Here is a 17,838-nt window from a genome sequence, read left to right on the forward strand (position 1 = left end):
GGCGTCCCGGAAGCCTGTCCGGCCTGTCCGGCCTGTCCGGCCTGTCCGGCCTGTCCGGCCTGCCCGGCCTGTCCGGCCTGTCCGGCCTGCACGGCCTGCCCGGCCTTCTTGGCCGGTAGACGCCGGGCCGGGCGGGGGCGGGGCCGGTAGCGTGGCCCGCATGCCTATCTGCGCCGTGCTCTGGGACATCGACGACACGCTCTTCGACTATTCGGGAGCCGACCGGCAGGCCATGGCGCGGCTGCTGGAGCTGGAGGGGCTGCCCGGTGGTTACACCACGCCCGACGAGGCCCTGGACGACTGGCGGACGATCGCCGGACGTCACTGGACACGGTTCGCCGCGGGAGAGACCGACTACGAGGGTCAGCGCAGGGGCCGGGTGCGGGAGTTCCTGGCACGGGACCTGGAGGACGCGGAGGCCGACGCGTGGTTCGGGCGGCACGCGGCTCACTACGAGGCCGCCTGGAGCCTCTTCCCGGACGTGATTCCGGTCCTCGACCTGCTGGACGGCTACCGTCACGGCGTCCTCTCGAACGCGGGCGCCGTGACGCAGGACCGCAAGCTGCTCACGCTGGGCGTACGGCACCGGTTCGAGGCGTTCCTGTGCGCCGTGGAGCTGGGCGTCTCCAAGCCGGATCCGGGCGCCTTCCACGCCGCCTGCGAGGCGCTCGCGCTGGACCCGCACGAGGTCGCGTACGTCGGCGACGAACCCGACACCGACGCCGCGGGCGCGGTCGCGGCCGGGCTGACGGGGATCTGGCTGGACCGCTGGGAGCGCGGCGGGAGGGCCGATCTCGTACGGATCACGAGCCTCCACCAGTTGCCCGCACTGCTGTCCGGCGATACCCGTTTTGGAGCGCCGGACACCTTCGGGTAATGTTCTTTCTGCGCCGCCCGAGCGGGCCGAAAGATCCGGCCGGGACGCGCACACGGAGACAAGACCCGCAGGGGTTGCGTTTCAGTGGGCTATGGTGTAATTGGCAACACTACGGTTTCTGGTACCGTCATTCTAGGTTCGAGTCCTGGTAGCCCAGCGCAAGACTGAAGCAAGCACGATCGAAGTACACGCCCCCGTTGTGTAGCGGCCTAGCACGCTGCCCTCTCACGGCAGTAGCGCCGGTTCGAATCCGGTCGGGGGTACAGATCCTTCCCGCGGGAACAATCCGGGTCGCACCCGATGTTCCTGATGCAGGATCGCTAGGGCCCCCGTTGTGTAGCGGCCTAGCACGCTGCCCTCTCACGGCAGTAGCGCCGGTTCGAATCCGGTCGGGGGTACGTACCACACCATGGGCTATGGTGTAATTGGCAACACTACGGTTTCTGGTACCGTCATTCTAGGTTCGAGTCCTGGTAGCCCAGCGCAAGTACCGATTTCGGCAAGGTTGTTCAGCCGGTCTGAAGTCACACGCCCCCGTTGTGTAGCGGCCTAGCACGCTGCCCTCTCACGGCAGTAGCGCCGGTTCGAATCCGGTCGGGGGTACAACGCAGCAGAAGAGAAAGGCCCTCCACTCCGGTGGAGGGCCTTTCTCGTGCTCCCGGGCCGTGGGTGCGAGTCGTGCACCGGGGCCCGCCCCACATCTCACCTCCCCTGCCCGGCCGTTACAGCCCGGACGCCCGGAACATGAAAAAGGCCGCTACGACGCTGGGGCGGCCAGTGCGAACAGGAGCGGTGACGCGAGCAAGGGCGGTAACGGGAACAACGGGTGAGGAAACGGAGGCACGGGGCGGGCGAACGGTCGTCGAGGGTGATCAGCCGCGGCGCAGCGCCTCGCTGAGCCGCGCGGCCGAGTCGATGACCGCCTGCGCGTGCATCCGTCCCGGGTGCCGCGTCAGCCGCTCGATCGGGCCGGAGATGGAGACCGCGGCCACCACCCGGTTCGAGGGGCCGCGCACCGGGGCCGAGACCGACGCGACGCCCGGTTCGCGCTCACCGATCGACTGGGCCCATCCCCTGCGACGTACCCCGGAGAGGGCCGTAGCCGTGAACCGGGCGCCCTGGAGACCCCGGTGGAGGCGTTCGGGCTCCTCCCAGGCCATCAGGATCTGCGCGGAGGAGCCCGCCTTCATGGTGAGCGTGGAGCCGACCGGCACGGTGTCCCTGAGCCCGGAGAGCCGTTCGGCCGCGGCGACACAGATGCGCATGTCGCCCTGGCGGCGGTAGAGCTGCGCGCTCTCGCCCGTGATGTCGCGGAGGTGGGTGAGTACGGGTCCTGCCGTCGCCAGGAGGCGGTCCTCGCCGGCTGCCGCAGCGAGCTCGGCGAGCCGCGGGCCGAGGATGAACCGGCCCTGCATGTCCCGGGCCACCAAGCGGTGGTGTTCGAGTGCCACGGCCAGCCGGTGGGCCGTGGGGCGAGCGAGACCGGTCGCCGCGACCAGCCCGGCGAGGGTGGCCGGACCGGACTCCAGAGCGCTCAGTACGAGTGCAGCCTTGTCGAGAACGCCGACGCCGCTAGAGTTGTCCATACGACGATATTCGCGTCTCACTCTGTGAAACGCAAGTTCAATTTCCCGTGGAAGTTGCGAACCTGTACCGACGGCCGTACAACGGCCCGCAGTCGCCGCCCCGATCGGGGGAGCCGTCCCGCACGGGACAGGGGCGGTGGCGCACCGAATCTCTAGTTGGGCCGGCGAAGACGCCGGTCGGAGGGAAAGCGATGGGTAGGACACTCGCGGAGAAGGTCTGGGACGACCACGTCGTCCGGCGCGCAGAGGGCGAGCCCGACCTCCTCTACATCGATCTGCACCTTCTGCACGAGGTGACCAGTCCGCAGGCCTTCGACGGTCTCCGGCAGGCCGGACGCCCGGTGCGGCGCCTCGACCTCACCATCGCCACCGAGGATCACAACACTCCGACCCTCGACATCGACAAGCCGATCGCCGACCCGGTGTCCCGCGCCCAGCTGGAGACCCTGCGGAAGAACTGCGCGGAGTTCGGCGTCCGCCTGCACCCGCTCGGCGACGTCGAGCAGGGCGTCGTGCACGTGGTCGGCCCTCAGTTGGGCCTCACCCAGCCGGGCATGACCGTCGTCTGCGGCGACTCCCACACCTCCACCCACGGCGCCTTCGGCGGACTGGCGTTCGGCATCGGCACCAGCCAGGTGGAGCACGTACTGGCCACCCAGACGCTGCCGATGGCCCGCCCGAAGACGATGGCCATCACCATCGACGGCGACCTCCCCGAGGACGTCACGGCCAAGGACCTCATCCTGGCGGTCATCGCCCGGATCGGCACCGGCGGCGGCCAGGGATACATCCTCGAATACCGCGGCTCCGCCATCGAGAAGCTCTCGATGGAAGCGCGGATGACCATCTGCAACATGTCGATCGAGGCCGGCGCCCGCGCGGGCATGATCGCCCCGGACGAGACGACCTTCGCGTATCTGAAGGGCCGCCCGCACGCCCCCGTGGGCGAGGACTGGGACGCCGCCGTCGCGTACTGGAAGACCCTGCGCACGGACGACGACGCCGTCTTCGACGCCGAGGTGGTCTTCGAGGCCGCCGCGCTCGCCCCGTTCGTGACCTGGGGCACCAACCCCGGCCAGGGTGCTCCGCTCTCCGCCAACGTCCCCGACCCCGCTTCGTACGAGGACGCCTCGGAGCGCGTCGCCGCCGAAAAGGCGCTGGAGTACATGGGGTTGACCGCCGGCCAGCCGCTCCGCGACATCGGCGTGGACACCGTCTTCGTCGGTTCCTGCACCAACGGCCGCATCGAGGACCTGCGCAACGTCGCCGCGATCATGGACGGCCGCAAAGTCGCCGACGGCGTGCGGATGCTGGTCGTCCCCGGCTCGGTCCGGGTCGCTCTGCAGGCGGTCTCGGAGGGCCTGGACAAGGTCTTCACCGCGGCCGGTGCCGAATGGCGCCACGCGGGCTGCTCGATGTGTCTCGGCATGAACCCGGACCAGCTGGCACCCGGCGAGCGCTCCGCCTCCACCTCGAACCGCAACTTCGAGGGCCGGCAGGGCAAGGGCGGCCGGACCCACCTGGTCTCCCCGCAGGTCGCCGCCGCCACCGCGGTCCTCGGCCACCTGGCCTCGCCCGCCGACCTGTCCGACGACCGCACGCCTGCCGGAGTCTGAGAACCATGGAAGCTTTCACCGCACACACCGGCCGGGCCGTCCCGCTGCGCCGCAGCAACGTCGACACGGACCAGATCATCCCCGCGCACTGGCTGAAGAAGGTCACCCGCGACGGGTTCGAGGACGGCCTCTTCGAAGCCTGGCGCAAGGACGAGAACTTCATCCTCAACCGCCCCGAACGACAGGGTGCCTCGGTGCTGGTGGCCGGCCCCGACTTCGGTACCGGCTCCTCCCGTGAGCACGCCGTCTGGGCGCTCCAGAACTACGGCTTCAAGACCGTCATCTCGGCCCGGTTCGCCGACATCTTCCGCGGCAACTCGCTGAAGAACGGCCTGTTGACCGTGGTGCTCGACCAGTCCGTCGTGGACGCGCTGTCGGACCTGACCGAGGCCGACCCCACGGCCGAGATCACCGTCGACCTGGAGGCCCGCCAGGTCCGTGCCGAGGGCATCGAAGCGCCCTTCGAGCTCGACGAGAACGCCCGCTGGCGTCTGTTGAACGGGCTGGACGACATCAGCCTCACCCTGCAGAACGAAGCGGACATCGCGGCATATGAGGTGGCAAGGCCGACCTTCAAGCCGCGTACAATTGAGGTCTGAGCAGCGCTTTTCCAGACTGCGCCCCCTGCCTTCGGGTAGGGGGCGCAGTCGGTTGTTGAGACCCTGTCGGGCGACAACTCGCCCCAGATGGCACAATCGGTGCATGGAAGGCGACAACCAACTCAAGCTCTATGGCCAAGTCGCCGACCAATTGAAGGAAGCGCACGGAAGGGTGCGCGCACTGCAAGTCCCGGAGGGCGTACGGATGGCGCTGTCCCGGAAGCTGTTGGCCGTCACGGCGATGGCGAAGCACGATCTCTCAGGCGCGGCAAGGCGCCTGGACCGGTTGATGAAGGACCTCGATGAGGACCGATTCCCCGAAGGTGACTGACTCCGCGGAAGTCCGCATCAGTCGACTTCGTTGCGGCACTAGGGTGATTAGCCCGTTTCGTGTTTGATTTGCGGTATATATCTGCCTAACGTGCGAAAACGCTTGAACACTTTCGTTCTGGCAATGTCTCCGAAGGGGAAGACGTGAACAAGGCTCAGCTCGTAGAAGCGATTGCCGAGAAGGTCGGCGGCCGCCAGCAGGCCGCTGACGCGGTGGACGCGGTACTCGACGCGATCGTCCGCGCCGTCGTGGCCGGAGACCGTGTTTCGGTCACCGGTTTCGGCTCGTTCGAGAAGGTCGACCGCCCGGCGCGGTACGCCCGCAACCCGCAGACCGGCGAGCGCGTCCGGGTCAAGAAGACCTCGGTGCCCCGCTTCCGCGCGGGTCAGGGCTTCAAGGACCTGGTGAGCGGCTCCAAGAAGCTCCCCAAGAACGACGTGGCCGTGAAGAAGGCGCCCAAGGGCAGCCTCTCGGGCGGTGCTTCCACCCGTACGACCACCAAGGCCGCGGCCAAGAAGGCCACCGCCCGCAAGGCGGCGACGGCGCGGAAGACCACGGCTGCCGCCACGACGACGGCGGCGAAGAAGACCACCGCCACCCCCGCGAAGAAGGCGACCACCGCCGCAGCGGCGAAGAAGACCACGGCGGCCGCGAAGAAGGCGGCCACGCCGGCGAAGAAGACCACCGCCGTCGCCAAGAAGACGGCCCCGGCCAAGAAGGCCACCGCCAAGAAGGCGCCCGCCAAGAAGACCACGGCGCGCACCACCACGGCCAAGAAGGCTGCCGCCGCTCGCAAGAAGTGAGACCGAGCACCCGCTCGTTCTCGCACGACGCGCCGGGCCGGGTTCCCCTCGGGGAGCCCGGCCCGCGGGCTGTCCGGGGCCGGCTGGGCCGTGTCCGACCCTTCGCGCCGAGCGGGCGGCGCCCGGCGCGGCACTAGAAGGTCTGCAGGGTCACCAGGTCGATCCGGAGCGAGGCACCCTCGCCCGACCCCTCGATCCGCACCCGCTGGCCGGGACGGAGCAGCCGGAGGCCGCCCGCGTCGAACGCGGCGGTACCGAAGTCCACCGGGGTGCCGTCATCGAGCAGCACACTGCCGCTGCGGGTCTCGGAGTCGTACGTGTACGCGGTCGCCTGCATGGCCCGCAGCCTATCGCCCGGTGGGGGCGGGGTCCGCGGGCCGCGGGACCGCCTCCAGCGCCCGTCGCGCGGTGTCGCCGAGTTCCGCCGTGCGCGGCCCCACGCCCAGGGCCAGTGCCACCCGCAGATCGTCCCCGGTGTCCACGTCCCGGCGGACCGAATCCAGGCCCGCGGTCGGCACCTCCCGCGCCCCCGACGCGAGATGACGCTCGCGCGAGGGCCCGCCGAAAGCAGGCCGCAATTCCACTCCGGGTGCCGCCGAGAGAAATGTCGTTCCGATTCCCGCGGCGTCCGAAAGGAATGTCCGGGGAAATCCGGAAGAGAATACGAGGACCCGGGACAATTCTGAGGGGCGCAGCGCGGGGAGATCCGCGTTGAGGGCCGCGACCGGAGCCGCCGGCCGCCCGGCGCGCACCAGACCCGCGCCGTACGCGAGCGCCGCGTTGAGACCGGCGGCCGGGAAGTCGGGTGCGACGCGGGCTCCCAGCGCCGCCAGACGGTCCGCCGCCAGTGGGTCGTCCGTGACGACCACCACATCCCGTACGTCCGGACAGGAGAGCGCCGCCGCGACCGTGTCCTCGGCGAAGGCCAGCGCGAGCCGGGGGCGCAGCCCTTCGCCCAGGGCGTCCCGCAGTCTGCTTTTGGCGTACGCCAAGAGCTTCAACGGGACGACCAGTGACCAGCCGCCGAGCGGGTCGGTGTTCGTGGTGATCTCCCCCTCCGTGAACGTCGGCCCCATTCTCGCCTGTCGGGGGCGACCGCCTGCAGGTCCGGTCCGGGGAGCGGGGCGTACGGTGTTCTCGACAGAGCGAGGGCCTGGTGCGGGACATGACCGTCCGAGGCTGAGCAGCAGGTCAGGTCCGAGAGAAACCCGAGTGAGAGGTGTCCGAGTGCCCCGCCGCAGAATCGGCTTCTGGTACCGCCTGGCGGCGGCCATCGCGAAGCCGCCACTGGTGGTTCTCTTCAAGCGCGACTGGCGGGGAATGGAGAACATTCCGGCCGACGGCGGATTCATCACGGTCGTCAACCACAACTCCTACGTGGACCCCCTCTCCTACGGGCACTTCCAGTACAACACCGGCCGGGTGCCGAGGTTCCTGGCGAAGGCCGCTCTCTTCCGGGCCCCGTTCGTCGGCATGATGCTGCGCGGTACCGGCCAGATCCCGGTGTACCGCGAGACCACCGACGCGCTGAACGCCTTCCGCGCCGCCGTGGCTGCGATCGAGGACGGCGAGTGCGTCGCCTTCTACCCCGAGGGCACCCTCACCCGCGACCCCGACATGTGGCCCATGAACGGCAAGACCGGCGCCGCCCGTGTCGCGTTGACGACCCGGGCGCCCGTCATCCCGGTCGCCCAGTGGGGCGCGAACCTCGCGATGCCGCCGTACGCCAAGGAGAACAAGTACCGGTTCTTCCCCCGGAAGACCCTCCAGGTGCAGGTCGGCCCTCCCGTCGACCTCAGCCGCTTCTACGACGCCCAGCCGACTCCCGAGGTGCTGCGCGAGGTCACCGCCGCCATCATGGCCGCGATCACCGAGCAACTGGAGATCGTCCGGGGCGAGAAGGCTCCCGCCGAGCCGTACGACCACCGCAAGGCCCGCGCGAACCAGCGGCGCGCGGCCGAAGAGAAGGGCTCCCAGTGACTCTCCCGCGCAAAGTTGCCGTCTTCGGGGCAGGCTCCTGGGGCACGGCCTTCGCCGTGATCCTGGGCGACGCCGGCTGCGAGGTCACCCTCTGCGCCCGCCGTCCCGAGGTCGTCGAGGCCATCAACACCACCCGGACCAACCCCGGCTACCTCCCCGGCGCGGAACTGCCCGCGTCCGTCCGGGCCACCACCGACCCCGCCGAGGCGCTGCGCGGCGCGGAGTTCGCGGTGCTCACGGTGCCCTCCCAGACCCTGCGCGCCAACCTCGCCCGGTGGGCCCCGCACCTGGAACCGGACACCGTCCTCGTCTCCCTGATGAAGGGCGTCGAACTCGGCACCGCCAAGCTGATGAGCGAGGTGATCACGGACGTGACGAAGGTCTCCGCCGACCGTGTCGCCGTCGTCACCGGCCCCAACCTCGCCGGGGAGATCGCCCAACGGCGCCCCGCGGCGGCCGTCGTGGCCTGCACGGACGAGTCGGTGGCCCAGCGGCTCCAGGCCGCCTGCCACACCCCGTACTTCCGCCCGTACACCAACACCGACGTCGTCGGCTGCGAACTCGGCGGGGCCGTCAAGAACGTCATCGGCCTCGCGGTCGGTATCGCCGACGGCATGGGACTCGGTGACAACGCCAAGGGCTCGCTCATCACCCGGGGGCTCGCGGAGACCACCCGGCTGGGTCTCGCCATGGGCGCGGACCCGTTGACGTTCTCCGGACTCGCGGGCCTCGGGGACCTGGTGGCGACCTGCTCCTCGCCGCTCTCGCGCAACCACTCCTTCGGCACCAACCTCGGGCGGGGCATGACGCTCCAGGAGGCGATCGCCGCCACCAGCCAGACCGCCGAAGGAGTCAAGTCCTGCGAATCGGTGCTCGATCTGGCGCGCCGGCACGGGGTCGACATGCCGATCACGGAGACCGTCGTCGAGATCGTCCACGAGGGCAAGTCGCCGGTCGTCGCGGTCAAGGAGTTGATGTCGCGGAGCGCCAAGCCCGAGCGGCGCTGACTCCTTCCGGTACCAGCAGGTACGCTCATCGCGATATGAGCAGCGAGAACCTCCCCCAGAGCCCTGAGCGTCCCGAGAGCCCTGAGGGCCCCGAGAGCCCTGGGCAGCAGCGCCGCAAGCCGCGTGTGGCCGTCGTGTTCGGCGGACGTAGTTCCGAACACGGCATCTCGGTCGTCACGGCCGGCGCCGTCCTGAAAGCCATCGACCGGACCGTCTACGACGTCCTGCCGATCGGCATCACCAAGGACGGCCGCTGGGCACTCACCGGCGACGACCCGGCCCGCATGGCCATCACCGACCGGCAGGTTCCCGACGTGGACGCGCTCGCCGAGTCGGAGAAGGGCGGCGTGGTTCTCTCGGTGGACCCGGGCAGCCGTGAAGTCGTCCTCAACGAGCCGGGATCGGTGCCCCGGGCACTCGGTGAGGTGGACGTCGTCTTCCCCGTGCTGCACGGCCCGTACGGCGAGGACGGCACCCTCCAGGGCCTCCTGGAACTCTCCGGTGTCCCCTACGTCGGCGCGGGCGTCCTCGCCTCGGCCGTCGGCCAGGACAAGGAGTACATGAAGCGGGTCTTCCTCTCCTTCGGGCTCCCCGTCGGTCCCTTCCTGGTCGTCCGTCCGCGGGAGTGGGAGAGCGACCCCTCCGCCGCCCGCAAGCGGATCGTGGACTTCGCCGGCGAGCACGGCTGGCCGCTCTTCGTGAAGCCCGCGCGCGGCGGTTCGTCGGTGGGCATCACCAAGGTCGACGGGCTCGGCGGGCTGGACGAGGCGATCGAGGAGGCCCGCCGCCACGACCCGAAGTTCCTCGTCGAGTCGCTGCTGAGCGGACGCGAGATCGAGTGCGGGGTGCTGGAGTTCGAGGACGGTCCGCGCGCCAGCGTGCCGGCCGAGATCCCGCCGGTCACCGCACACGACTTCTACGACTTCGAGGCCAAGTACATCGACGCGGCCGACGCCCTGGTGCCCGCTCCGCTCACCCCCGAGCAGACCGCGGAGGTCCAGCGGCTCGCCGTCGCGGCCTTCGAGTCCGTCTCCTGCGAGGGACTGGTGCGCGCCGACTTCTTCCTCACCGACGACGGCGGGTTCGTCATCAACGAGGTCAACACCCTGCCCGGATTCACCCCCATCTCGATGTTCCCGAGGATGTGGCAGGAGAGCGGCGTCAACTACCCGGAGCTGGTCGACCGGCTCATCCAGGCGGCCCTGACCCGCTCCACCGGCCTGCGCTGACACCGCGCCCGCCCCGCCCGGCCGCCGCACCACCGGCCGGGCGGGGCGGGGGTGCGGCGGCACACGTCGGGGCCGTGGTTCACAGGCTGTCGGGGACCGTCTCGCGCACCGGCTTCGCGAACTCGGCGAGCGGGCTCGCGTCGTGGGCGTACTCGACCCCCAGGGTGACCTCGACATACGCCTTGCGGTACGTCGTCGTGAACCGGGGCCCCGCGTCCGGGCGTTGCTCCAGCAGCCAGTTGACGCCGTCCGCGTCGATCCCCCTGGAAGCCGAGTCCGCCATGGCGGCGGGCCGGGGAACCCCGCAGCGAAGTACGATCGCCCCGTCCCCCCAGCCGGCGGTCAGCTCCGACTCCGGTGCGGGATCGCTGCGTTCCAGCCCGGCCACGGTCTTCGGCAGCGCCTCGTGCAGCGCCGAACAGTACGCGGCGGCGTCCCGGGACGGGGTGGGCACCGCGACCGACGGCTGAGAGCCGCCGGAGCAGCCCGCCGCCAGCAGGAGCGCGGCGGCGGACGGCACGAGGAACGACGGGCGGAGCGGCCGGCGGCGGGAAGACGTCACCGGACCAGCGTAGACGGGGGTCAGAGGTGGACTACGGGGCAGGTCAGGGTTCGCGTGATGCCTTCCACCTGCTGGACCCGGGCGACCACCATGCGGCCGATCTCGTCCACCGTGTCGGCTTGGGCACGCACGATCACGTCGTAGGGGCCGGTGACGTCCTCTGCCTGGATCACTCCCGGAAGTTTCGCGATGGTTTCGGCGACGATCGACGCCTTGCCCACCTCGGTCTGAATAAGGATGTACGCCTGTACCACGGAACCTCCAGGGCGGCCACGAGGATCATGTGGGGGAGAGGGACGCCACGTTATCGCGTCGCAGAGGGGAGCGGGGAGACCCGGGACCGGGAGACGTCCGTAGCGTGGCGTACGGGCGACACGGGACGACGTGTCTCCCGACATCACAGACAGCGGTGACCGCCCGCGACCGGGCCCGTGCGGGGGGACGGGCGCACCCGCGCGGACACGTCGGAGCAGCCCGCACCGGACGCCGGTGCGACGAACGAGAGGTGACACCCGGTGAAGGGAACCGTGGGTGAGTTGGGGGAGTTCGGGCTCATCAGAGAGCTGACCGCCCGCCTCACCACCACTCCGGCGGTACGGCTGGGGCCCGGCGACGACGCCGCGGTCGTGGCGGCTCCGGACCGCAGGGTCGTGGCGAGTACCGACGTACTGATCGAAGGACGCCACTTCCGCCGCGACTGGTCGACCGCGTACGACGTCGGACGCAAGGCCGCGGCGCAGAACCTCGCCGACATCGCGGCGATGGGCGCCGTGCCCACCGCCCTGCTCCTCGGCCTCGTCGTACCGGCGAGCCTCCCGGTGACCTGGGCGACCGAACTCATGGACGGGCTCCGCGACGAGTGCCAGGTCGCCGGGGCGGCCGTGGTCGGCGGCGACGTGGTCGGCGGGGACACCATCACCGTCGCGATCACCGCGCTCGGCGACCTCCGCAACCACGAACCGGTCACCCGGGCCGGCGCCCGCCCCGGCGACGTCGTCGCGGTCACCGGCTGGCTCGGCTGGTCCGCCGCCGGATTCGCCGTACTCTCCCGGGGATTCCGCTCGCCCCGGGCCTTCGTGGAAGCCCACCGTCGCCCCGAACCGCCCTACCACGCGGGCCCCGCGGCCGCCGGGCTCGGCGCCACCGCGATGACCGACGTCAGCGACGGACTGGTCGCCGACCTCGGACACATCGCCGAGGCCAGCAAGGTCCGTATCGACCTGCGCTCAGGACTCATCGACATTCCGTCCCAGATGTCGGACATCGGACAGGCGGTCGGCGTCGACCCGCTCCAGTGGGTGCTCACCGGGGGAGAGGACCACGCGATCGTGGCGACCTTCCCGCCCGACGTGAAGCTGCCTGCCCGCTGGAGGGTGATCGGCGAGGTCCTGAACCCGTCCGCCCTCCCCCGGGTCACCGTCGACGGTGCGCCCTGGACGAGCAGGGGAGGCTGGGACCACTTCGGCGACGTCGAGGACGCGCCATAGGCCTGCCCCGGTCGTCCCACCTTCCCCACCCCGTCCCCACCGGCCGGACTCCCCGTCCCCGGAGTCCGGCACCCGGAGTCCGGCACCCGGAGTCCGGCACCCGGAGTCCGGCCGGTGGACCGTCGACCCCGCGCATCACCGCGCCCAGTACATTGCGGGCATGCCGATATCTGCCGCCGCCGTACCTCCCCGTGTCCTCACCGTCGCCGGATCGGACTCCGGCGGCGGTGCCGGCATCCAGGCCGACCTCAAGACGATGCTGGCGCTGGGCGTGCACGGCATGAGCGTGCTGACCGCCGTGACCGCCCAGAACTCCCTGGGCGTCCAGGGCGCCTGGGAGTTGCCGGCCGACGCGGTACGCGCCCAGTACCGCAGCGTCGTGGACGACATCGGAATCCAGGCGGTGAAGACGGGCATGCTGTCGTCCGCCGCACTGGTCGGGACGGTCGCCGAACTCCTCGCGGGCACCGGTGTCCCGGTCGTTGTCGATCCGGTGGGGGTCTCCAAACACGGGGACGCGCTGCTCGCCGCCGAGGCCCTCGATTCCGTACGGACCACCCTGCTGCCCCTGGCCACGGTCGCCACCCCGAACCTGGACGAAGTGGCACAGCTCACGGGCGTGGAGGTGGTCGAGGAGTCCGACATGCGACGGGCGGCCGCCGCCGTGCTCGCCTTCGGCCCGCGCTGGGTGGTGATCAAGGGCGGCCATCTGCCCGGTGAGGCCGTCGACCTGCTCACCGACGGTGACCGGGAGCACTGGCTGCGTGCCCCGCGCCATGACAACCGGCACACCCACGGCACGGGGTGCACCCTCGCCTCGGCCATCGCCTGCGGGCTGGCACGCGGTCAGAACGTGCCCACGGCGGTCCGGAACGCGAAGACCTACGTCACCGGGGCGATCGAGGCCGGCTTCCCCCTCGGCTCCGGCATCGGCCCGGTCGACCACGGCTGGCGCAGCCGCCGGGCCTGAAGGCGCGGGACGCTCCCGGCCCCCCGTCCGCCCAGCCCTCGGTCTCCGCCCCTGCCCCCGCCCCCGTCGCCCCGGGCCCGGGGCGACGGGGGCGGGGCGACGGGGCCGTCTCCGGCCGGGCGCAGCAAAAAGCCGGTCCACCGAGGTGGACCGGCTTTTTGGGCAACCGGAAGGCTGCGCTACGACGGGGACGTCAGCGCGCGACCTTGCCGGCCTTGATGCACGAGGTGCAGACGTTGAGCCGCTTCGGCGTCCGACCGACCACGGCACGCACGCGCTGGATGTTGGGATTCCAGCGACGAGACGTACGGCGGTGCGAGTGGGAGATGCTGTTGCCGAAGCCCGGCCCCTTGCCACAGACGTCGCAGTTGGCAGCCACGGGTCACTCCAAAGACTTCAGGTGCACTTACAGTGAAATCCGGCGCGCCGGAATCAGAGAACTGAAGTGACGGCACCGGAGGAATAGCCCGACTTCCATCGGGCAACCGAAACACCATACAACGGCTGCGTCGGTACAACGAAACTACCACGGCTGCGCCCGCCGCCCTCCCGTCCCCCGGAGCGGGCCACTCTCCGGTGGCCCGGGGTTAACCTGCGAGGCAGCCCGCCGTACACGGCCGCTTCAAGGAGGACCCAGGTGCCGCAACCCCCCGACGTTTTCGACGCCGTCGCGGTACGCACCTGGTGCTCCCTGACCCTCGAAGCCCTGGGGCGGGAGCGCGCCGCCATCGACGCGATCAACGTCTACCCCGTCCCCGACGGGGACACCGGCACCAACCTCTTCCTCACCGTGGAGTCCGCGCGGGCCGCCGTCGAGGCCGTCTTCGCGGCCCACGGCACCGATGCCGCAGCGCCCGACGCGGGGCCGGGCTCGATGGGGCCGGGCGCACCGGGGCCGGGCGCCGCCGACGCGGGGCCGGGCTCAATGGGGCCGGGCGCACCGGGGCCGGGCGCCGCCGACGCGGTACGCGCCATGGCGCACGGGGCGCTCATCGGGGCGCGGGGCAACTCCGGCACCATCCTGGCCCAGCTCCTGCGCGGGATGGCGGCCGTCCTCGCGGACGGCGGGGACGCGGACCACCTGTCCCGGGCCCTGGCGCACGCCGCCACCGCGGCCCGCCGGGCCGTCGCCCACCCCGTCGAGGGCACCATCCTCACCGTGGCCACCGCCGCCGCGCGGGCCGCCGGGGCCCTCGCCGCCGGGAGCGGCCTGGCGGCCGTCGCACGGGCGGCCCACGCGGGAGCCGCCGAGGCGCTCGCGGAAACCCCCGGCCGACTGCCGGTACTCGGCCGCGCCGGAGTCGTGGACGCCGGCGGCCAGGGCCTGGTGACCGTGCTGGGGGCGCTGGTCGAGACGGTGACCGGACAGGCTCCCGCGCACGTCCCCCGGCAGGTGCCCCAACCGCTTCCCCCGGCGGACGGGAGCCCCGCCGCCGGGGAGTGCGAGGACCGGGCGGCGTCCGGCGACGGGCCCGCGTTCGAGGTCATCTACCTGCTGGAGGCCGAAGAAGCAGCGGTGGACCTGCTCCGCCAACGGCTCGACGCCCTCGGTGACTCCCTCGTCGTGGTCGGCGGCGACGGCCTGTGGAACGTCCACGTGCACGTCGACGACGCCGGTGCCGCCGTGGAGGCGGGCGTGGAGGCCGGGCGCCCGCACCGGATCCGGATCACCCACTTCGGCGCCGCGCGTACGGCCCCGCCCACCGAACCCGCCCCACGCTCCGTCGTCCTGGTCGTCCCCGGCGAGGGCCTAAGGGGACTCTGCGAGGAGGCCGGCGCCGTCACGGTGCTCGCGCGCCCCGGCAGGCCGCCCGTCAGTGGCGAACTCGTCGAAGCCGTCCGCCGGGCCCACGCCCGTGAGGTCGTGCTGCTCCCCAACGACGCCGGCCTGCGCCACGTCGCGGCCGTCGCCGCAGAGCGGGCCAGGGACGACGGCATCCGGGTCGCCGTCGTCCCGACGCGCGCCGTCGTCCAGGGCATCGCCGCCCTCGCCGTGCACGAGCCCGGCCGCAGTTTCGACGAGGACGTCGTCGCCATGACCGCGGCCGCCGGGGCCACCCGCTACGCCGAACTCGCCGTCGCCGAAAGGCAGTCGTGGACCACGGCCGGCATCTGCCAGGCCGGCGACATCCTCGGCCTGATCGACGGGGACGTGGCCGTCATCGGCGCGGACGTCCCCGGCACCGCCCGTACCGTCCTGGACCGGATGCTCGCGGCCGGCGGGGAGCTCGTGACCCTCGTCCTCGGCGAGGACGTACCGGACACCCTCGGCGACACGCTGGAGGCGTACGTACGCGAACGGCACCTGGCCGTCGACACCACGGTCTACCGGGGCGGGCACCCGGGAACCCCCCTGCTGATCGGCGTCGAATAGCCGGACGGCGGGGAACCCCCGTGCCGCGGGAGCCCCGCCGGACACGCCCCGGGCACTCCGGGCCGACGACTGTCGGTGGCGTGGTGTGCAATGGAACCCGTGTCCGCGCTCGATGAACCCCTCAAGAAGCTGCTCGGCGGAGCCACCGCGAAGGTGATGGCCGAGCACCTCGGCCTGCACACCGTCGGCGACCTCCTGCACCACTACCCGCGCCGGTACGAGGAGCGGGGCCGGCTCACCCCGCTCTCCGACCTCCCGCTGGACGAACACGTCACGGTGGTCGCCCAGGTCGCCGACGCCCGGGTGCTGGGCTTCAACAACGGCCGCGGCAAACGCCTGGAGGTCACCCTCACCGACGGCAGCGGCCGGCTCCAGCTCGTCTTCTTCGGCCACGGGGTGCACAAGCCGCACCAGGAACTCCTCCCCGGCCGCCGGGCGATGTTCGCGGGCAAGGTCGGCGTCTTCAACCGCAAGACACAACTCGCCCACCCCACGTACCAACTGCTCGACACCGAGGCCGGCGCGGCGGACGGGGAGGCGGGCGTGCGCGAGGCCGTGGACGCCTTCGCCGGACGGCTGCTGCCCCTCTACCCCGCCTGCAAGCAGCTCGACTCCTGGCGCATCGCCAAGGCCGTGGACACCGTGCTGCCCAGCGCCCAGGAGGCCGTCGACCCGCTGCCCGCCGCGCTGCGGGAAGGGCGCGGGCTCGTCCCGCTGCCCGAGGCCCTGGTCAAGGTGCACCGGCCGCAGACGAAGGCGGACATCGAGGAGGCCAGGGACCGGCTCAAGTGGGACGAGGCGTTCGTCCTCCAGGTCGCGCTGGCCCGCCGCCGGTTCGCCGACACCCAGCTCCCCGCGGTCGCCCGCCGCCCGGCCCCCGACGGCCTGCTCGACGCCTTCGACGCCCGGCTGCCGTTCACCCTCACCGAGGGCCAGCGGACGGTGTCCGGCGAGATCTTCGACGACCTCGCCACCGAACACCCCATGCACCGGCTGCTCCAGGGCGAGGTCGGCTCCGGCAAGACCATGGTGGCCCTGCGCGCGATGCTCGCCGTCGTGGACAGCGGTGGGCAGGCCGCCATGCTCGCCCCCACCGAGGTGCTCGCCCAGCAGCACCACCGTTCCATCACCGAGATGATGGGCGACCTCGCCGAGGGCGGAATGCTCGGGGGCTCCTCGCTCGGTACCAAGGTCGTCCTGCTCACCGGGTCCATGGGGACGGCGGCCCGCCGCCGGGCGCTGCTCGACCTGACCACCGGCGAGGCCGGACTGGTCATCGGCACCCATGCGCTGATCGAGGACAAGGTGTCCTTCCACGACCTCGGGCTGGTCGTCGTCGACGAGCAGCACCGCTTCGGCGTGGAACAGCGCGACGCCCTGCGCTCCAAGGGGAAGCAGCCGCCGCACCTGCTGGTGATGACCGCCACACCCATCCCGCGCACGGTCGCGATGACGGTCTTCGGTGACCTGGAGACGTCCGTCCTGGACCAGCTCCCCGCCGGGCGCTCGCCGATCGCGACCCACGTGGTGCCCGCCACCGACAAGCCGCACTTCCTCGCCCGCGCCTGGGAGCGGGTCCGCGAGGAGGTGGAGGGCGGCCATCAGGCGTACGTCGTCTGCCCCCGGATCGGGGACGACGCCGAGGAGACGGGCGGAGCGAAGGGCGGCAGGAAGTCCGCGACGAAGGCCGCCGAGCGGGAGACGGCGGAGGAGAAGGCGCCGAGCGCCTCCGAGGGCGACAAGCGGCCGCCGCTCGCCGTGCTCGACATCGCGGCCGGGCTCGCCGCCGGGCCGCTCTCCGGCCTCCGCGTCGAAGTGCTGCACGGCCGGATGAACCCGGACGACAAGGACGACGTGATGCGGCGGTTCGCCGCCGGCCAGGTCGACGTGCTGGTCGCCACCACCGTGATCGAGGTCGGGGTGAACGTCCCCAACGCCACCGCGATGGTGATCATGGACGCGGACCGGTTCGGCGTCTCCCAGCTCCACCAGCTGCGCGGCCGGGTCGGCCGGGGCTCCGCCCCCGGACTCTGCCTGCTGGTCAGCGAGGCGCACGAGGCCAGTCCCGCCCGCGCCCGGCTGAGTGCGGTCGCCGCCACCCTGGACGGCTTCGAGCTCTCCCGGATCGACCTCGAACAGCGTCGCGAAGGCGATGTGCTCGGCCAGGCCCAGTCCGGCGTCCGCTCCTCCCTGCGGATGCTCACGGTCATCGAGGACGAGGAGGTCATCACCGCCGCGCGGGCCGAGGCCACCCGGACCGTCGCCGCCGACCCGGAGCTGACCGGTCACCCGGAGCTGCGGATCGCCCTGGACGCCCTGCTGGACAAGGACCGCGAGGAGTTCCTCGACAAGGGGTGACCGGGACGGGCCCGGGTCCGCCCGGGCCCGCGCCGCCCGCACGCCATATCGTGGGACGT

18 protein-coding genes and 5 tRNA genes are annotated in these 17,838 nt (G+C 71.7%); 17 read left to right on the forward strand and 6 right to left on the reverse strand.

What is annotated here, in order from left to right:
* The first annotated feature begins 160 nt into the window (after nucleotides 1-160).
* The 6 genes from ACFYPN_RS21195 to ACFYPN_RS21220 all read left to right on the forward strand — a co-directional run bounded on the left by ACFYPN_RS21195 (nucleotide 161) and on the right by ACFYPN_RS21220 (nucleotide 1,480).
* A complete protein-coding gene (locus tag ACFYPN_RS21195) occupies nucleotides 161-877 on the forward strand; it encodes an HAD family hydrolase (RefSeq protein WP_389300094.1) in 717 nt (238 codons plus the stop codon).
* 85 nt (nucleotides 878-962) lie between these two features.
* Nucleotides 963-1,034, forward strand: a tRNA-Gln gene (locus tag ACFYPN_RS21200).
* Between the two features lie 33 nt (nucleotides 1,035-1,067).
* Nucleotides 1,068-1,140 (forward strand) — tRNA-Glu (locus ACFYPN_RS21205).
* Nucleotides 1,141-1,202: 62 nt separating this feature from the next.
* A tRNA-Glu gene (locus ACFYPN_RS21210) sits at nucleotides 1,203-1,275 on the forward strand.
* A gap of 12 nt (nucleotides 1,276-1,287) precedes the next feature.
* Nucleotides 1,288-1,359 (forward strand) — tRNA-Gln (locus ACFYPN_RS21215).
* Between the two features lie 48 nt (nucleotides 1,360-1,407).
* Nucleotides 1,408-1,480 (forward strand) — tRNA-Glu (locus ACFYPN_RS21220).
* A 269-nt stretch (nucleotides 1,481-1,749) separates the two neighbouring features.
* On the opposite strand, the gene ndgR is transcribed toward ACFYPN_RS21220, so the two are convergent.
* Nucleotides 1,750-2,463, reverse strand: a complete 714-nt coding sequence (gene ndgR / locus ACFYPN_RS21225; protein ID WP_275491887.1) for an IclR family transcriptional regulator NdgR — start codon at nucleotides 2,461-2,463, stop codon at nucleotides 1,750-1,752.
* A 191-nt stretch (nucleotides 2,464-2,654) separates the two neighbouring features.
* On the opposite strand from ndgR, the gene leuC reads away from it, so the two are divergent.
* The 4 genes from leuC (at nucleotide 2,655) to ACFYPN_RS21245 (ending at nucleotide 5,812) form a co-directional block, all read left to right on the forward strand.
* Nucleotides 2,655-4,079, forward strand: a complete 1,425-nt coding sequence (gene leuC / locus ACFYPN_RS21230; RefSeq protein WP_389300096.1) for a 3-isopropylmalate dehydratase large subunit — start codon at nucleotides 2,655-2,657, stop codon at nucleotides 4,077-4,079.
* 5 nt (nucleotides 4,080-4,084) lie between these two features.
* Nucleotides 4,085-4,678 carry a 3-isopropylmalate dehydratase small subunit gene (gene leuD, locus ACFYPN_RS21235; RefSeq protein WP_358756584.1) on the forward strand — a complete coding sequence of 198 codons (594 nt, stop codon included), beginning with the start codon at nucleotides 4,085-4,087 and terminating at the stop codon, nucleotides 4,676-4,678.
* Between the two features lie 103 nt (nucleotides 4,679-4,781).
* Complete coding sequence (locus ACFYPN_RS21240) at nucleotides 4,782-5,009, forward strand: hypothetical protein (protein ID WP_358756586.1); 228 nt, start codon at nucleotides 4,782-4,784, stop codon at nucleotides 5,007-5,009.
* Nucleotides 5,010-5,152: 143 nt separating this feature from the next.
* Nucleotides 5,153-5,812 carry an HU family DNA-binding protein gene (locus ACFYPN_RS21245; protein ID WP_389300099.1) on the forward strand — a complete coding sequence of 220 codons (660 nt, stop codon included), beginning with the start codon at nucleotides 5,153-5,155 and terminating at the stop codon, nucleotides 5,810-5,812.
* A 133-nt stretch (nucleotides 5,813-5,945) separates the two neighbouring features.
* Here ACFYPN_RS21245 and ACFYPN_RS21250 read toward each other — a convergent pair whose 3' ends face one another.
* Both ACFYPN_RS21250 and cofC read right to left on the reverse strand, forming a co-directional pair.
* On the reverse strand, nucleotides 5,946-6,149 hold the full coding sequence (locus ACFYPN_RS21250) for a hypothetical protein (RefSeq protein WP_358756590.1): 204 nt from the start codon (nucleotides 6,147-6,149) through the stop codon (nucleotides 5,946-5,948).
* Between the two features lie 10 nt (nucleotides 6,150-6,159).
* Nucleotides 6,160-6,888, reverse strand: coding sequence for a 2-phospho-L-lactate guanylyltransferase (gene cofC / locus ACFYPN_RS21255; protein ID WP_389300102.1), 729 nt, complete (start codon nucleotides 6,886-6,888; stop codon nucleotides 6,160-6,162).
* Between the two features lie 151 nt (nucleotides 6,889-7,039).
* On the opposite strand from cofC, the gene ACFYPN_RS21260 reads away from it, so the two are divergent.
* Genes ACFYPN_RS21260 through ACFYPN_RS21270 form a run of 3 tightly spaced genes read left to right on the forward strand, consistent with a single transcriptional unit; the run spans nucleotide 7,040 to nucleotide 10,028 of the window.
* The gene (locus ACFYPN_RS21260; protein ID WP_389300104.1) at nucleotides 7,040-7,792 is read left to right on the forward strand and encodes a lysophospholipid acyltransferase family protein; all 753 of its coding nucleotides are present in this window, start codon (nucleotides 7,040-7,042) and stop codon (nucleotides 7,790-7,792) included.
* Entirely contained in the window at nucleotides 7,789-8,799 is a 1,011-nt protein-coding gene (locus ACFYPN_RS21265) for an NAD(P)H-dependent glycerol-3-phosphate dehydrogenase (protein WP_389300106.1), read from the forward strand. The genes ACFYPN_RS21260 and ACFYPN_RS21265 overlap by 4 nt, the downstream gene beginning before the upstream one ends.
* Before the next feature lie 35 nt (nucleotides 8,800-8,834).
* Nucleotides 8,835-10,028, forward strand: a complete 1,194-nt coding sequence (locus tag ACFYPN_RS21270; RefSeq protein WP_358756598.1) for a D-alanine--D-alanine ligase family protein — start codon at nucleotides 8,835-8,837, stop codon at nucleotides 10,026-10,028.
* Nucleotides 10,029-10,107: 79 nt separating this feature from the next.
* Here the strand turns inward: ACFYPN_RS21270 and ACFYPN_RS21275 are convergent, their stop codons facing one another.
* Nucleotides 10,108-10,590, reverse strand: coding sequence for a DUF3515 domain-containing protein (locus tag ACFYPN_RS21275; protein ID WP_389300109.1), 483 nt, complete (start codon nucleotides 10,588-10,590; stop codon nucleotides 10,108-10,110).
* Between the two features lie 20 nt (nucleotides 10,591-10,610).
* Complete coding sequence (locus ACFYPN_RS21280) at nucleotides 10,611-10,844, reverse strand: Lrp/AsnC ligand binding domain-containing protein (RefSeq protein ID WP_328719194.1); 234 nt, start codon at nucleotides 10,842-10,844, stop codon at nucleotides 10,611-10,613.
* A gap of 261 nt (nucleotides 10,845-11,105) precedes the next feature.
* Here ACFYPN_RS21280 and ACFYPN_RS21285 point away from each other — a divergent pair, with 261 nt between their 5' ends.
* Together ACFYPN_RS21285 and thiD are read left to right on the forward strand one after the other, a co-directional pair.
* Nucleotides 11,106-12,077 carry a thiamine-phosphate kinase gene (locus tag ACFYPN_RS21285; protein ID WP_358756602.1) on the forward strand — a complete coding sequence of 324 codons (972 nt, stop codon included), beginning with the start codon at nucleotides 11,106-11,108 and terminating at the stop codon, nucleotides 12,075-12,077.
* 160 nt (nucleotides 12,078-12,237) lie between these two features.
* Entirely contained in the window at nucleotides 12,238-13,047 is an 810-nt protein-coding gene (gene thiD, locus ACFYPN_RS21290; protein WP_389300112.1) for a bifunctional hydroxymethylpyrimidine kinase/phosphomethylpyrimidine kinase, read from the forward strand.
* A gap of 193 nt (nucleotides 13,048-13,240) precedes the next feature.
* On the opposite strand, the gene rpmB is transcribed toward thiD, so the two are convergent.
* Entirely contained in the window at nucleotides 13,241-13,426 is a 186-nt protein-coding gene (gene rpmB / locus ACFYPN_RS21295; protein ID WP_019762972.1) for a 50S ribosomal protein L28, read from the reverse strand.
* A gap of 258 nt (nucleotides 13,427-13,684) precedes the next feature.
* Here rpmB and ACFYPN_RS21300 point away from each other — a divergent pair, with 258 nt between their 5' ends.
* Nucleotides 13,685-15,421, forward strand: coding sequence for a DAK2 domain-containing protein (locus ACFYPN_RS21300; RefSeq protein ID WP_389300115.1), 1,737 nt, complete (start codon nucleotides 13,685-13,687; stop codon nucleotides 15,419-15,421).
* Between the two features lie 90 nt (nucleotides 15,422-15,511).
* The gene (gene recG / locus ACFYPN_RS21305; RefSeq protein WP_358756608.1) at nucleotides 15,512-17,779 is read left to right on the forward strand and encodes an ATP-dependent DNA helicase RecG; all 2,268 of its coding nucleotides are present in this window, start codon (nucleotides 15,512-15,514) and stop codon (nucleotides 17,777-17,779) included.
* Nucleotides 17,780-17,838 lie beyond the last annotated feature (59 nt).

Source organism: Streptomyces sp. NPDC005576 (assembly GCF_042871745.1).
Classification (GTDB): Bacteria; Actinomycetota; Actinomycetes; order Streptomycetales; family Streptomycetaceae; genus Streptomyces.

Bases quoted from the DNA above. Each gene is read 5' to 3' on its own strand.
- ACFYPN_RS21195 (WP_389300094.1), top strand. From the start codon at position 161: ATGCCTATCTGCGCCGTGCTCTGGGACATCGACGACACGCTCTTCGAC.
- ndgR (WP_275491887.1), bottom strand. From the start codon at position 2,463: ATGGACAACTCTAGCGGCGTCGGCGTTCTCGACAAGGCTGCACTCGTA.
- leuC (WP_389300096.1), top strand. From the start codon at position 2,655: ATGGGTAGGACACTCGCGGAGAAGGTCTGGGACGACCACGTCGTCCGG.
- leuD (WP_358756584.1), top strand. From the start codon at position 4,085: ATGGAAGCTTTCACCGCACACACCGGCCGGGCCGTCCCGCTGCGCCGC.
- ACFYPN_RS21240 (WP_358756586.1), top strand. From the start codon at position 4,782: ATGGAAGGCGACAACCAACTCAAGCTCTATGGCCAAGTCGCCGACCAA.
- ACFYPN_RS21250 (WP_358756590.1), bottom strand. From the start codon at position 6,149: ATGCAGGCGACCGCGTACACGTACGACTCCGAGACCCGCAGCGGCAGT.
- cofC (WP_389300102.1), bottom strand. From the start codon at position 6,888: ATGGGGCCGACGTTCACGGAGGGGGAGATCACCACGAACACCGACCCG.
- ACFYPN_RS21270 (WP_358756598.1), top strand. From the start codon at position 8,835: ATGAGCAGCGAGAACCTCCCCCAGAGCCCTGAGCGTCCCGAGAGCCCT.
- thiD (WP_389300112.1), top strand. From the start codon at position 12,238: ATGCCGATATCTGCCGCCGCCGTACCTCCCCGTGTCCTCACCGTCGCC.
- recG (WP_358756608.1), top strand. From the start codon at position 15,512: ATGGAACCCGTGTCCGCGCTCGATGAACCCCTCAAGAAGCTGCTCGGC.